Genomic DNA, 13,256 nt, shown 5'->3' with positions numbered 1-13,256 from the left:
ATAAATCACAATTTCATGAATACTCCTTTCAGTTTCGCAGTAGGCGGTGATCACGCCGGTTTTGATTACAAGAATGATTTAATCGCTTTTTTAGAGGCCAAAGGCATCTCGGTAAAAGATTGCGGTACCTATTCTGCTGATTCTGTTGACTATCCCGATTTTGCACATCCAGTAGCTGATGCGGTAGAGAAAGGGGAGGTGAATTTTGGTTTATTATTATGTGGTAGCGCTAATGGTGTGGCGATTACCGCTAATAAACACCAAGGTATTCGCGCTGGCTTAGCTTGGAATACTGAAGTAGCTGCTTTAGTTCGTCAGCACAATGATGCGAATGTATTATGTCTTCCGGTACGTTTTATCTCTTTAGAGGAAGCGAAAGCTTGTTTACAGGTGTTTTTAGATACTCCTTTTGAAGGAGGTCGTCACCAAGGTCGAGTGAACAAAATTTCTTGCTGCTAAGCTTATTTCTTTTTGTACAATTTAGGACTTACTAACACGTATTGTTGCGTGATGTGGGGAAGGTGTTGCCCTATTTTGGCAAAATACCCTTCCGAATCATAAATGTAGGTAGGTTGATCTTTCACAAAATAGTCCTGCACAATAATAACGTTCTTATACGAATCTAGCTGGCTTAAGAGGGGTTTTGCTAAATCCCAATTAACAAAAGGTCCAGCCATTTGATTGTGCAGGTATTCCTGGATTTCTGGCCCTAATATGAGTAACTTTTGACCATTTACCGGAATCTTGTCGGGTGTTTTAGCGGCTATTGCTAAGCTGGACTGATCTTGTTTTGCGGTGAAAAATACCGCGGAGAGTAGCAGAACGAAGGTGAGTTCCTTTTGCCAATTTTTCTTGATAAGGTAAAATAAATTAAGTCCGAAATAAGCTAAAGGAGGTAATAATAATACAAAATTAATCCGATGGTAAGAGGGGAAATTCGCCATCGATATAAAGCTAAAGAAGAACCAGATAATTGTAGTCTGTTGTGCCTTCTGTGCATGTGCTCTAATTTTAGGATTCCCTACGACCTGGTACAAACCCGCTATACCCATCACGATGGCGGGAGCAAAACTGAAGAGTACTAATTTGCTTTCCTGCCAAGAGATCAAATGAAAGGTAAAGGCCGAATTACGATATACTTGCCACAGATAAGGGAGGTTTCCCCGAAAGGAAAAAACTAAACTGGCGATAGTGAGTATAAATAGATAGCCGATTAACACTAAAATGATTTGTCTAATCGAAACACCTGAATAAAATAATAAACTGAGGATTGCCCAAGGGAATAACCAGAAGTAAGCAGGGAAAAAGAGGGTGGCGGTAGCTAAATAGATCCCCACTAAAAATACCCGATCATTCACTAATAGCGTTTTCTGCTGTTGAATAATTTCTTTCCACGCTAATAGGATAAAGGTTAGGCCCATTAAGGCAGGATCAGGTACATGGAATTCCGCGCTTAAATGGAATAACAAGAGGTATACACCGAAGGCAAGCCCTCCTAATTTAGGCATTAAATCAAATTCTGCGATTGTAGTGTGAAAGAGGTAGGCCTGTGTGGAGATGAATAGGAAGGCCACATACGGATTATACGAAAGCGGAATGGAAAAAAAATCAAGTAATTGATAAAATCCAGTTGCAAAAGGTCCCGTATTGTCACGAATGTCTTTGTAAAGGCGGAATCCTTGATTTAGTTTTTGGCCAATTAAATAGTTTTTAATCTCCCAAGGGAAATAGCTAAATCCCTGCTGAGTATGCAGAAAAGCAAAAAGCCCACCTAAAACCACAAAGAGTAGGAGAGATAGAAGACTATTGGATTTAATAAATTGTAACATATTTAGCTAAACGAAGCCCTAAATTACGGTGATTCCAATTATTATTATGAAATTTGCAGGTGTTTTTTGAGATAAAAAGACCTAGAAAAATAGAGAGCAAGCATGGAAACGAAGCGTCAGCAAAAATTTGGCCGTCAAATACAGAAAGATTTAAGTGATATATTTCAAAAAGAATTTAAAATGCTTTTTGGAAACGGCATGGTGACCGTAACGGAAGTGAAAATTAGTCCTGATCTTTCCGTAGCCCGTTGTTATTTAAGCTTTTTGCTTATAGATGATCGCGAGGCAGTGATGGACCAAATTGAACTTCAAAACAAGGCTATTCGCAATGCCTTAGCGAATCGCATTCGCAAGCAGGTGCGCATTATTCCCAACCTTGTCTTTTTCTTAGACGACACCGCTGCTTATGCGGCTAAAATTGAAGCCTTATTCGAAGGATTAGTCATTCCACCTGCAGAGGAGGGAGATGTTCCTAATCGTGTGGCAGACGAAATTGATTAATTCTGATTCAGATGGGAGTTTCCTTATTTGTTGCGAAAAGGTATTTTTTTTCTCCATTTAAGGCGAGTTTTATCACCTTAATCTCCCGAATCTCGATGATTGGGGTAGGCGTTGAGGTGATGGCTTTGGTGCTTATCTTATCTGTATTCAATGGCTTAGAAGATTTCCAAAAAGGCCTATTTAAAACCTTTGATCCTGATTTAAGTATTGTTTCAGTCTCAGAAACGCGCTTCACATTAAGTCCTTCACAACTACAACAGATCGCCTCGATTTCAGGTGTACGCTCTGTTCAACCCATCCTAGAAGATCAAGCGCTCATTCGCTATAACGGCAAGCAATTAGTGGTCACCTTAAAAGGGGTAGACTCCTCTTTTATTGCCTCTAAACGCTTGAAAAACCAGGTGGTGGAAGGTGATTACCTGTTGGAATACGATGGACATCCTTTCGGGATGGTGGGTGCAGGTGTATTTATGGCAATGGGAATGAATTTTGAAGATATTTATCACCCAATTGAGGCCTGGTATCCGAATCAAAAAGCTTTGGCTAAATTCCAAGTGAATGTGGATGCGGCTAACCAGAAAGGTTTTTTCCCTTCAGGTGTTTTACAAGTAGAGCAGACTTTTGATAATCAGATGATTTTAGTTCCGTTGAACTGGATGCGTGAACTGACTGTAGCGGATTCAGCTACGGTTTCTCGTTTCGAAATCATGTTAGCTGAGGGGGTTCAAGAAACGGAGGTACAATCAGCGATCCAAAAAATAGTAGGTGTACCATTCCAAGTGCAAACACGCGATCAACAGCACGCCATTCTTTTAAGAGCCATTAAGATTGAGAAGTTATTTGTTTTTATTTTGATGGCCTTCATCATGGGAATTGCCTCTTTTACGCTTTTTTATGCCCTGTCCTTATTAGTGATTGAAAAGCGGAAAGACCTTCGTACTTTATTAGCTATGGGAATGACACCCAAGCAAATGATGCAAATTTTTCTTTCCGTTGGCCTATTTATAAGTTTCTCCGGGGCGGTTGTAGGAATGGGTCTGGGTTTTGTCTTGGGCTGGATACAACAAACGTTCGGAATTATCCCTTTAGGAATCCCGAACGCTTTAATTGATGCCTATCCCATTCAGATGGAATGGTTTGACTTTTTAATGACTGCTTTAGTGGTGATGGTTATCACCTTTTTAGCCTCTATTATTCCGGCACGCAAAGCCGTTCAAATGACCTTTAATCAGCTAAAGGCGGATTAAATTCTCCTTCCCATTTCGAAACCACACACGTAGCAACGCCATTTCCAGCTACTGAAGTAACCGTTCTGCCCATATCTAAGAAGGGGTCAACTCCTAATAACAGTGCAATACCTTCTGCTGGTAGATTAAACATCGTAAGGGTTCCTGCGATAATAACGAGTGAGGCGCGAGGTACGCCGGCGATACCTTTGGACGTTATCATTAAGGTTAATAACATCGTGATTTGTTGCTCTAAACTTAAATGAACGCCATAAGCCTGGGCAATGAATCCGGTTGCAAAGGTCATATACAACATCGAACCATCTAAGTTAAAACTGTATCCTAAGGGTAAAACAAAACCCACAATACGTCTGCTACAACCGAATTTCTCCAAGGCAGCGATTGTTTGAGGGAAGGACGCCTCCGAGCTTGCCGTTGAAAAGGAGATTAATAAAGCCTCCTTTAATTCCTTTAGTAATTTCCAATATGGAATGCCATTGACTAAACAAATGATCCATAAAATCACGACAGTGAAGAATAAAAGACCACCCATAAAGCAAAGCATCAAATAGCCATAGCTGATTAAAATGCTTAATCCTTTGTTCGCTACCACCGTTGTCATGGCTGCGAATACGGCATATGGAGCTACTTCCATCACATAATTAACCATTTTAAAGATGACCTCGGCTAAATTTTCGATGACGTGAATTAATCGTTTTCCTACTTCACCAATAGAGCCTAGTGCGACACCAAAGAATAGGGAGAAGATGACAATTTGAAGGATTTCATTTTCTGCCAAAGCCTTAAAAAAGCTGTCTGGGAAGATATGTAAGATGAAGTCTTCCATTGTTTTGGCTTTAGACGAATCGATACCCGTTTCTGTTCCAGCGGCCGGTTTAGGCCAGCTTTGCAAGCTACCTGGTTGGGTTATGTTTACGACTACCAATCCCGTTACTAAGGAAAGAATCGTGGCAAAATAGAAATATCCGATAGTTTTGATTCCAATACGACCAACCGCCTTGAAGTCGCCTAATTTTGCGATTCCTACGACCAAAGTACAGAAAACTAATGGACCCACGATCATCTTAATGAGGCGAAGGAAGATCTTGGAAACGATTTGAACTTTAGCCCCTAAATCGTGGCTAACTTCTGGCGCAAAATAAAGGAAAAAGAACTCTCCCAGCACTAAGCCTAAGATAAAGCCAATAATAATTTTATTCGTTAAAGTTAATTTCATAGTGCGTTGACGAGGGATAAATACTTTTTATAAAATGGTTTTCTGTAGAAAATCATTCCCCAAAGAAAGGGGAAAAGAAGGTAATTCAAAAATGCATTACGTGTATCGAATGAAATTTCATCGATAATCTCGCAGGCACCTTCAGAGGTTTTCTTTACTCGATGCTTGTGTTGCCAGTACTGTAACCCAAAAGGCATTTTGACTCCTTGGTCAATAAAATACCATTCATTGTCCGTTTCTTGGTCCTCGGTGATGAGGGAACTCCAAGTGACTTTCATGAAAACTAGGTTAATAACAAGAATGACATTATCACCTTTTTTGCAACCGTCAAAGCGCTGCAAAGCGACTGTAGGGAAGGGAGGGGATAATTTAACTAGGAGTTCAGCGGTAAAAAGTTCTTTTACATGGCTGAGCGGAGCTTGAACAGGAGTGGAAATGGAGTAGGATAGCATATTAGGCTACCAAGATTTTTAACAAAGTCGCAAAAAAGGTTTTTATACCTAAAGCCACATAGTTAGCCCAACCTGTACCTTCCTCTGAAGCTTCCAGCGAATCTTGCTCTGCTGGTAATTCGCTCGGAACAACTTTTGAGGGATTCTCAGCTGCCATCTTGGCTGTTGAGTCAGTTTGAATCGTTTTTGCCTTCGGATTAAGCGCAGAATATTCCACTCTTCCAAAGTTGCAAAATAGTGATATCGTGAAAAGGGCGATGATCAGTTTCTTCATTTGATTTTTTGTTTTGCCGTTTCTACCGCCGTTTTTTGTGCTGCAATTTCCTCTTCCTTCGTTTTTTGATCCACTTTATTTTGCACTTGATTGGTTAATATCTTTTCTTTTTCGATTTTAGCTTCTTTTAATCGCTCTTCTAAGTTGTTGATTTGGCGCGCATTAGAGTCCAATTCACGGATTAAACGTTCCGCCTGTTTGCTATTTTTAGCCTGCGCAGAGATTAATTCCGCTAATTTATTTTCCTCAACTCTTACCGCTTCTTCTAATTCCACGATTTTGATGAAGTCCTCCATCCAAGTACTTGTCTCACTCAATTTTGCGTGTCCTGTTTGGATGTATTCGTCCGTTCCTGTGGCAATGGAGACGAATAATTTCACTTTCTTATTCTCTTCTGATACTTTAGAAACAACGATTAATGGCTTGTCTGAAATACTCGTGATCATGATATCGGAACTTGAAAAGGAGCCATTTTTACCTTCTATCACTTTGCCGAATTTACTTAAATAGGCCTTCCAGCTAGCTCTAGCAAATTTTTCTTGTGTAGAAAGGAAGGTGTACACTCCCTCTTTCTTAGACTTATCGATTTCGGACATTCCTGAAAAAACTTGAGCTGACGCATTGAATGCAAAAGCTGATAGGAAAAGTAGGATAGCGATCTTCTTCATAAGGTGAAATTTTTATTAAAGTTAGGAGATTTTTTTAGCTAGGACAACCTTGTTTTTGTTTGCTTGATCTCTGAAAGCGAAAAGAGTCAATTCTCCTCCATCTTTCAATTGGAATTTCTTCCGTATTTCATCGGCCTTAATGGGGAAATTCCGAGTGGAAATATTCGCTTTTCCCGCAGGCAATACCATTTTAATCCATTTTTTTTCCAAAGGTCCCTCCGCTAATACCTCAAACGTTCTCCCCGCAAAATTAGTATGCAGCTCCATTGAAGTATACAAATGGGTATTAGGGGCTATTTTTTGTAACCCTTTTCCTACTGATTTGAAGAATCCAGCTTTCAGCACACCCGCGTGAGGTTCATATAGGTAGTTTGATACAGGGCAGAAGTCGCATATGCTTGCAGATTCAATGGATTTTTTACCTTTAAATAGTAGTGAATCAGCTTGAGATAATTCGATTACTTCGATGGTAGGATCTTCCGAAGATTGCGATGTCTTTAAAAAGAGCAACTCTTTTACCTCATTTTTAACGCAGACAATATAGATTTTTTTTACCCCTTGTAATTCCTTTATGGCCCGATCTAAATCCAATAGGGGACTCGTTTTTATCAATAAACTGGTTTTATTGTTGATATAGGGGATTAATTCAAGTGCATTAGGTTCGCAATCTTGTAATAGAACGACTTTGTTGCCAGCGCCATCTCTTCTGGCGGGATCTACATAAAGGAAGTCGAATAATTCCGCACTCTCTGAAAGCCAGTTTAAGCTGTCACCTGTGTGATGCTGGATTTTTCCTGCTTTTAGAACTGAATGGTTATAAGCGGTGATTTTAGCAAGTTCTTCCTGTCTCTCGATATATTCCACATCGCAGCCTGTTTGTGCGAATGCATAACTGTCTAAGCCCATTCCTCCCGTTAGGTCCACGACTTTTCCGTGCAGTAGCGAAGCCTTAAAATGTGCTGTGTCTTCTGAGGATGATTGTTCTAATGCCAAAGCAGGAGGGAAAAATACCCTTTCATTCGCCACCCATTGGGGCATTTTGTCCTTGAGTTTTTGTCTGGCTTTGATTTGGCCCACTAAACGAGGAACGTCTAAATCTGGGTATTTTGCTGCTTCCAGGGCAATCGCAACCGGATCCCTGTGGAGGTTTTCTTGAATAAATTGGATTTCGTTTTCTCGAAGCATTCCCTAAAATTAGCACCTCTGCTTTAATTATTTTTATTTAAATTAGTGAAATTCAAAAGAGCACATGACCGGATTAATTTTAGCGGCGGGCGCCTCGTCCCGTTTAGGAGAAGCCAAACAATTATTAGTGTATCAGGGCCAAAGCCTTTTAGAGCGGTCCATTCGCCTCGCTTTTAGTGTTTGCAAAGAGGTTCAAGTCTGTTTAGGTGCTGAAGTGGATCAATCCATTCGTATCATCGAGAAATTACAAAAGGAGTTTCCTACTTTATCTTTTGTTCAGGTTGAACATTGGGACAAAGGAATGGGGGAGTCATTGGCAGTGGGCTTGAAAACGATTGATTTTTCCAAAGATGTCTTAGTGCTCTTGTGTGATTTACCTTTTTTGACCTCTACTCATCTAAAGAATTTGACTTCAATGGCTAATCCTATTAGAGCCATTGTTGCCTCATTTCAAGGAGTCAATTCTCCACCGGTATTAATTCCAACTTCATTGCGTCCTTTATTTAATCGTTGGAGTGGGGACCAGGGTTTGGGCAAATTTTGGCGTCAAAATCCGATGCTCTGCGAAATCATTCACTTCTCCGATAAATTCCGTGATGTCGATGTTCCGGAGGATCGGGAGTATTGGGGGATTTAAAGACTTTAGATTATAGAGTATAGAGTAGAGATTATAGATGATAGAGGAGATATTTTAGATGATTTTCTCTATACTCTCTACTCTATAATCTTTGCTCTCTAAGCTAAGTTTCCTATCTTTGCATTTCAATTTTAAACTCAATTAAGTGGAATCAATCGGAACCCTTCCCACCGTCGAAACAGCCAAAAAATTAGGATTATTGCCCGAAGAGTATGATCGCATTCAGGAGATTTTAGGTCGCAAGCCTAATTTCACCGAATTATCGATTTTCTCTGTCATGTGGTCTGAGCACTGTAGCTACAAGAATTCAATCGTTTGGTTGAAGACTTTGCCTAAAGACTCTCCTCGCATGTTAGCGAAAGCGGGTGAAGAAAATGCCGGTTTGGTTGATTTAGGAGATGGTTTAGGTTGTGCTTTCAAGATTGAATCACACAATCACCCGTCAGCATTAGAGCCTTACCAAGGTGCGGCAACAGGGGTGGGTGGTATCAACCGTGATATTTTCACAATGGGTGCGCGTCCGATTGCGCAATTGAATTCCTTACGTTTTGGTAACATTGATTTAGCGAAAACGAAGTGGTTAGTGAAAGGTGTGGTGAAGGGGATTGGTGATTACGGTAATGCCTTTGGAATTCCTACCGTGGGTGGTGAGGTTCAATTTGATGATTGTTATAATGTGAATCCGCTCGTTAATGCGTTTTCAGCAGGTATTTTAAAAGTAGGTACGCAGGCGTCTGCTATTTCTTATGGCGTGGGTAACCCGGTGTTTATCGTAGGTTCTGCGACAGGTAAAGATGGAATCGGTGGCGCTAGTTTTGCCTCGGAAGATATTACGGCGAAGTCGTCGGAGAAATTACCTGCGGTTCAAGTAGGGGATCCATTCCAGGAGAAATTGTTGCTAGAAGCTTCTTTGGAAATCATCGAAGCGGGTTGCGTAATTGGTATTCAAGATATGGGTGCGGCGGGTATTATTTGCTCGACGTCTGAAATGTCTGCGAAAGGAGAACACGGGATGATTATTGATCTTTCCAAAGTTCCTACACGTCAACCGAACATGCAGCCATTTGAGATCTTGTTATCTGAGTCTCAGGAGCGTATGTTAATCGTCGTGGAGAAAGGACGTGAGCATGAAGCGAAACGTATTTTTGATAAGTGGGATTTAAATTGTGAGCAAATTGGTACTGTGACGGATACTAAACGTCTTGAATTCTATCAAGATGGCGTTTTAGTGGCGGATGTTCCTGCAGATGATTTAGTATTAGGTGGAGGTGCTCCAGTTTACCACCGTGAGTACAAAGAGCCTGCATACTTCCAAGAATTCAAGAAATTTAAGATAGATTCTGTAGTTGATTTACCTAAGGAAGAATTGCCTAAAGCATTGAACTACATGATGAATCACCCGAATATCGCTTCTAAGAAGTGGGTGGCTCAACAATATGATTCATCGATTGGCCGTGCGAATCGCAATACGAATGCACCATCGGATGCAGCGGTTGTGAAAGTACACGGTTCTCAAAAATCCATCGTTATTACTGTAGATTGTAATTCACGTTATGTGAACGCAGATCCGGAAGAAGGATGTGCGATGGCAGTAGCGGAAGCGGCTCGTAACATCGTCTGTTCAGGTGGTGTGCCGGTGGCGATTACAAACTGTTTGAATTTTGGTAATCCATACGTTCCAGAAGTATACTGGCAATTTGTGGGTGCGATCAAAGGGATGAAAAAATCGTGTGAGGCATTTGAAACGCCAGTTACTGGTGGAAACGTTTCCTTCTACAACCAGTCTTCTGACGAAGGTCCGGTATTTCCTACACCTACCATTGGTATGTTAGGTATTTTAGAGGATCCAGCGAATAAGATGACGTTAGACTTCAAAAAAGAAGGAGATGTTATCTATTTAGTGGGTGAATCTGTGAATGATATTGCGTCATCTGAATATGTGTATTCTTACAAGGGTATCAAAGCAACTCCAGCACCGCATTTTGATTTAGCAACTGAACAAAAGGTACAAAAAGCGATTTCGGCTTTAATCACCAATAAATTAATTGAATCAGCTCACGATGTGTCTGATGGTGGCTTGTTAGTGACATTAGCGGAATCTTCTTTCCCTCGTGGTTTAGGATTTAATGTGACTTCAGATGCGGCGATTCGCCAAGATGCATTCTGGTTTGGAGAAGCGCAATCACGTGTGGTCGTTTCAGTGGATGCTGCGAAGAAAGCGGCTTTTGAAGCTGCTTTACAGGCTCAAGGAGTTCAATTCTCAGCTTTAGGAACTGTTCAAGGAACAGATATGGTAGCTGATGGTGCAAAATTATCATCAGTTGCTGCTGCATATCAATCATTTGATTCAGCACTGGAAACTGCTTTAATGAAATAAGTAAAATGAGCCGCTATCTACTCGCTTTTTCGTACGATGGCGGCTCTTTTCATGGCTACCAAATTCAGCCCAATGCAACGACGGTTCAGTCGGTTTTGCAAGATAAATTAAGTCTTTTAGTAGGTTCGCCGCTAGAAATCGTAGGAAGTTCTCGCACAGACACGGGCGTGCATGCACACCAGCAGTTTGCCCACTTTGATTTGCCCTCTGGGAAATCAGTGAAAGAGAATTGGGTGTTTCGGTTAAACCGAATGTTGCCTGACTCTTTAGCGGTTCAGGGAATTTACCAGGTAGCGGATGATTTTCATGCGCGTTTTGCAGCCCTTTCGAGGACCTATGAATACCGTATTAGTCCCGCGAAGAGTCCTTTTAATGCGAAATATGCCTATCGTTTCGGCGTTGAATTAGATGTAGACGCGATGAATGAGGCAGCTTCTCTGTTTTTTCAGCACACAGATTACCAATGTTTTTCCAAAGTTAAAACAGAAGTAGCAACCTTTGAATGTACTATTATGCAGGCTTCTTGGGCTTGGAGAGGAGAAGAACTGGTATTTACGATTCAAGGCAATCGATTCTTGCGTGGAATGGTAAGAGCGGTGGTAGGTACGCTGCTTGAGGTAGGGCAGGGGCGCTTGAATAAAACGCAATTGCAAGAAATTTTAGATTCTAAAGACCGCTGCAAAGCCGGTCGTGCCGTTCCAGCTCACGGATTACATCTCTTAGAAGTGGAATATCCAGCGACTATTTTTGACGCCAAATGTGCAGGATAACATCTAATAAAGTGGCAGCTGATTGTACCTTGATTTTATTCGGCTTATAGTTCAAGCCTTTTAAGTTGTACTTGCTAATCCAGATTTCCTTAAAGCCTAATTTCTCCGCTTCTGCGATTCGCTGATCTATTCGCGTGACGGAACGTAATTCTCCTCCTAATCCCACCTCTGCCGCAAAACAGATGGAAGAGTCGATGATTTTGTCTTCATAAGAAGAAACTAAGGACAGGCAAGTGGCTAGATCCAACGCTGGGTCATCTACCCGAATACCGCCCGTGATATTCAAGAAAACATCTTGGGTCGCTAATTTATAGCCGCCTCTTTTCTCTAAAACGGCGATCAACATGCTTAAACGCTTGCCATCATAACCGTTGGCTGTTCTTTGGGCATTACCATAAGAGGAGGAACTTACTAAAGATTGAATTTCCACTAAAAGTGGACGATTTCCCTCCATTAGGGTACCAATGGCAATTCCTGACGAAGGTTCGTCGCGCTGAGACAAGAGGATTTCAGATGGGTTAGTGACAGGTCGTAATCCGCTTCCGAGCATTTCGTAGATACCTAATTCGGAAGTAGAACCAAAACGATTTTTCGTCGTGCGTAAGATGCGGTAGATCATATGGCGATCTCCTTCGAATTGTAAGACGGTATCTACTAGATGTTCTAGGACTTTAGGGCCGGCGATGGAACCTTCTTTGGTAATATGGCCTACTAAGAAAATGGGCGTCCCACTTTCTTTCGCAAAACGCATTAATTCCAAAGCACATTCTCGTATTTGAGAAACAGAGCCAGGACCTGACTCTATTTGGTCTGAAAACAAAGTTTGTATCGAATCAACAATGATTAATTCGGGCTCAAGGTCAACTAGGTGCCTAAAGATCGATTGTGTATTGGTCTCTGTAAGTATGTATAATGACTCAGATTTTGCCGCTAAGCGATCCGCTCTTAGTTTAATTTGTTGTTCCGATTCTTCCCCTGTGACGTATAAAACACGCGTTTGGGTTAAGGAAAGGGCTACTTGTAATAAAAGGGTTGATTTACCGATGCCCGGTTCTCCACCGATTAACACTAAGGAGCCAGGAACGATGCCGCCCCCTAAAACCCGATTGAATTCGGGATCAGAGCAGGTAAGTTTAGGGAGGTTTTCGAAGCTGACTTCATTCAATAACTTAGGCTTCGCGGCTGATTTCGGACTCCCTTTGGTTTTCCAAACTTCCGCCGGATGATTCGTTGCTTCCACTAATTCTTCCACGAACGTATTCCATTCTCCACAAGAGGGACACTTACCTAACCACTTCGGCGCGGAGTGACCACACGATTGACAGAAAAAAGACGTTTTAGCTTTGGCCATTTGGGGGAGGAATATTTATGCTCAAATTTACGCTTTGATTTCGTTTTTTCTTTTTTTTCGGATGAAAAAGGATAATTTTACAAGTTAATAAAACACAACAGCCATGAAAGCTCTAAAATCATTGATGACGATGACCCTTTTAGTGGGTATCCTATCTGTAGCCACAGCTCAAAAGCACTCTCGTGCGGATTATTTCCGAATTGGAATAAAGGGAGGGGTAAATCTTTCCTCCGTCAAAGTGGCTAGCCTAAGCGCTAATTTAGAAAATAAGACGGGTTATCAATTAGGTGCATTTGCGCGCATTGGCCGTACTGTTTTCTTTCAACCGGAAGTGTATTTTGCAGCTAAAGAAGTGAATGTAGATGTCCTCAATTCCCTAACAACGAATCAGGGTGTAGTAGGATTTTCTCAAAAATCATTGGACGTACCATTGCTTCTAGGAGTCAAATTAGGACCCTTACGTGTGATGGCCGGACCGGTGGCAACATACGCCATTTCTGCTTCCACCAATCCTGACGCGGCAGTTAAATCCTATTTCTCTGGGACTACTCAAGAGATTATCAATCGCTCTAGCTTTTCATATCAAGCAGGCGTAGGTTTTGATATTTTGAATTTATCTCTAGACTTACGTTACGAAGGAGCGATGTCAGAATTGAATAATACGGTAGCCGTTCCTAACGGATTTAACTATTCTCAAAAACCGAGTTATTACCAGGCGACTATTGGTTTCCGCATTTTATAATTACACA

Annotated in this window: 14 protein-coding genes; 7 read left to right on the top strand and 7 right to left on the bottom strand. The window is 41.3% G+C overall.

What is annotated here, in order from left to right:
* The first annotated feature begins 15 nt into the window (after positions 1–15).
* Positions 16–459 carry a ribose 5-phosphate isomerase B gene (gene rpiB, locus G9X63_RS00395; protein ID WP_252623182.1) on the top strand — a complete coding sequence of 148 codons (444 nt, stop codon included), beginning with the start codon at positions 16–18 and terminating at the stop codon, positions 457–459.
* 2 nt (positions 460–461) lie between these two features.
* Here rpiB and G9X63_RS00390 read toward each other — a convergent pair whose 3' ends face one another.
* A complete protein-coding gene (locus tag G9X63_RS00390; protein ID WP_252623179.1) occupies positions 462–1,829 on the bottom strand; it encodes a DUF6427 family protein in 1,368 nt (455 codons plus the stop codon).
* A 102-nt stretch (positions 1,830–1,931) separates the two neighbouring features.
* Here G9X63_RS00390 and rbfA point away from each other — a divergent pair, with 102 nt between their 5' ends.
* Positions 1,932–2,330 carry a 30S ribosome-binding factor RbfA gene (gene rbfA / locus G9X63_RS00385; RefSeq protein ID WP_252623176.1) on the top strand — a complete coding sequence of 133 codons (399 nt, stop codon included), beginning with the start codon at positions 1,932–1,934 and terminating at the stop codon, positions 2,328–2,330.
* Between the two features lie 11 nt (positions 2,331–2,341).
* On the top strand, positions 2,342–3,577 hold the full coding sequence (locus G9X63_RS00380; protein ID WP_252623173.1) for an ABC transporter permease: 1,236 nt from the start codon (positions 2,342–2,344) through the stop codon (positions 3,575–3,577).
* Here G9X63_RS00380 and G9X63_RS00375 read toward each other — a convergent pair.
* Genes G9X63_RS00375 through G9X63_RS00355 form a run of 5 tightly spaced genes read right to left on the bottom strand, consistent with a single transcriptional unit; the run spans position 3,555 to position 7,372 of the window.
* The gene (locus G9X63_RS00375) at positions 3,555–4,793 is read right to left on the bottom strand and encodes a dicarboxylate/amino acid:cation symporter (protein WP_130896910.1); all 1,239 of its coding nucleotides are present in this window, start codon (positions 4,791–4,793) and stop codon (positions 3,555–3,557) included. The genes G9X63_RS00380 and G9X63_RS00375 overlap by 23 nt on opposite strands.
* Positions 4,790–5,245 (bottom strand): SRPBCC family protein, encoded by a 456-nt coding sequence (locus tag G9X63_RS00370; protein WP_130896909.1) that lies wholly within the window; start codon positions 5,243–5,245, stop codon positions 4,790–4,792. The genes G9X63_RS00375 and G9X63_RS00370 overlap by 4 nt, the downstream gene beginning before the upstream one ends.
* Position 5,246: 1 nt before the next feature.
* Entirely contained in the window at positions 5,247–5,519 is a 273-nt protein-coding gene (locus tag G9X63_RS00365) for a hypothetical protein (protein WP_252623170.1), read from the bottom strand.
* The gene (locus G9X63_RS00360) at positions 5,516–6,187 is read right to left on the bottom strand and encodes a hypothetical protein (protein ID WP_130923172.1); all 672 of its coding nucleotides are present in this window, start codon (positions 6,185–6,187) and stop codon (positions 5,516–5,518) included. Before G9X63_RS00360 ends, G9X63_RS00365 begins: the two co-directional genes overlap by 4 nt.
* 21 nt (positions 6,188–6,208) lie before the next feature.
* A complete protein-coding gene (locus G9X63_RS00355) occupies positions 6,209–7,372 on the bottom strand; it encodes a class I SAM-dependent methyltransferase (protein WP_130923173.1) in 1,164 nt (387 codons plus the stop codon).
* Between the two features lie 64 nt (positions 7,373–7,436).
* Here G9X63_RS00355 and G9X63_RS00350 point away from each other — a divergent pair, with 64 nt between their 5' ends.
* The 3 genes from G9X63_RS00350 (at position 7,437) to truA (ending at position 11,156) form a co-directional block, all read left to right on the top strand.
* Positions 7,437–8,009 (top strand): nucleotidyltransferase family protein, encoded by a 573-nt coding sequence (locus G9X63_RS00350; protein ID WP_252623167.1) that lies wholly within the window; start codon positions 7,437–7,439, stop codon positions 8,007–8,009.
* Between the two features lie 145 nt (positions 8,010–8,154).
* Complete coding sequence (gene purL, locus G9X63_RS00345; protein WP_252623164.1) at positions 8,155–10,386, top strand: phosphoribosylformylglycinamidine synthase subunit PurL; 2,232 nt, start codon at positions 8,155–8,157, stop codon at positions 10,384–10,386.
* Between the two features lie 5 nt (positions 10,387–10,391).
* Positions 10,392–11,156, top strand: a complete 765-nt coding sequence (gene truA, locus G9X63_RS00340; protein ID WP_252623161.1) for a tRNA pseudouridine(38-40) synthase TruA — start codon at positions 10,392–10,394, stop codon at positions 11,154–11,156.
* Here the strand turns inward: truA and radA are convergent.
* A complete protein-coding gene (gene radA / locus G9X63_RS00335; RefSeq protein ID WP_130923177.1) occupies positions 11,128–12,507 on the bottom strand; it encodes a DNA repair protein RadA in 1,380 nt (459 codons plus the stop codon). The two genes, truA and radA, sit on opposite strands and share 29 nt — an antisense overlap.
* Positions 12,508–12,610: 103 nt before the next feature.
* On the opposite strand from radA, the gene G9X63_RS00330 reads away from it, so the two are divergent.
* The gene (locus G9X63_RS00330; protein WP_130923178.1) at positions 12,611–13,249 is read left to right on the top strand and encodes a porin family protein; all 639 of its coding nucleotides are present in this window, start codon (positions 12,611–12,613) and stop codon (positions 13,247–13,249) included.
* Positions 13,250–13,256 lie beyond the last annotated feature (7 nt).

It is taken from the genome of Aquirufa antheringensis, from assembly GCF_023921165.1.
Taxonomy (GTDB): Bacteria; Bacteroidota; Bacteroidia; order Cytophagales; family Spirosomataceae; genus Aquirufa; species Aquirufa antheringensis.
Note: the sequence above shows the minus strand (reverse complement) of the source record. Positions and strands in the feature narration are given on the sequence as shown.

Bases quoted from the DNA above. Each gene is read 5' to 3' on its own strand.
- rpiB (WP_252623182.1), top strand. From the start codon at position 16: ATGAATACTCCTTTCAGTTTCGCAGTAGGCGGTGATCACGCCGGTTTT.
- G9X63_RS00390 (WP_252623179.1), bottom strand. From the start codon at position 1,829: ATGTTACAATTTATTAAATCCAATAGTCTTCTATCTCTCCTACTCTTT.
- rbfA (WP_252623176.1), top strand. From the start codon at position 1,932: ATGGAAACGAAGCGTCAGCAAAAATTTGGCCGTCAAATACAGAAAGAT.
- G9X63_RS00380 (WP_252623173.1), top strand. From the start codon at position 2,342: ATGGGAGTTTCCTTATTTGTTGCGAAAAGGTATTTTTTTTCTCCATTT.
- G9X63_RS00375 (WP_130896910.1), bottom strand. From the start codon at position 4,793: ATGAAATTAACTTTAACGAATAAAATTATTATTGGCTTTATCTTAGGC.
- G9X63_RS00370 (WP_130896909.1), bottom strand. From the start codon at position 5,245: ATGCTATCCTACTCCATTTCCACTCCTGTTCAAGCTCCGCTCAGCCAT.
- G9X63_RS00365 (WP_252623170.1), bottom strand. From the start codon at position 5,519: ATGAAGAAACTGATCATCGCCCTTTTCACGATATCACTATTTTGCAAC.
- G9X63_RS00360 (WP_130923172.1), bottom strand. From the start codon at position 6,187: ATGAAGAAGATCGCTATCCTACTTTTCCTATCAGCTTTTGCATTCAAT.
- G9X63_RS00355 (WP_130923173.1), bottom strand. From the start codon at position 7,372: ATGCTTCGAGAAAACGAAATCCAATTTATTCAAGAAAACCTCCACAGG.
- G9X63_RS00350 (WP_252623167.1), top strand. From the start codon at position 7,437: ATGACCGGATTAATTTTAGCGGCGGGCGCCTCGTCCCGTTTAGGAGAA.
- truA (WP_252623161.1), top strand. From the start codon at position 10,392: ATGAGCCGCTATCTACTCGCTTTTTCGTACGATGGCGGCTCTTTTCAT.
- radA (WP_130923177.1), bottom strand. From the start codon at position 12,507: ATGGCCAAAGCTAAAACGTCTTTTTTCTGTCAATCGTGTGGTCACTCC.
- G9X63_RS00330 (WP_130923178.1), top strand. From the start codon at position 12,611: ATGAAAGCTCTAAAATCATTGATGACGATGACCCTTTTAGTGGGTATC.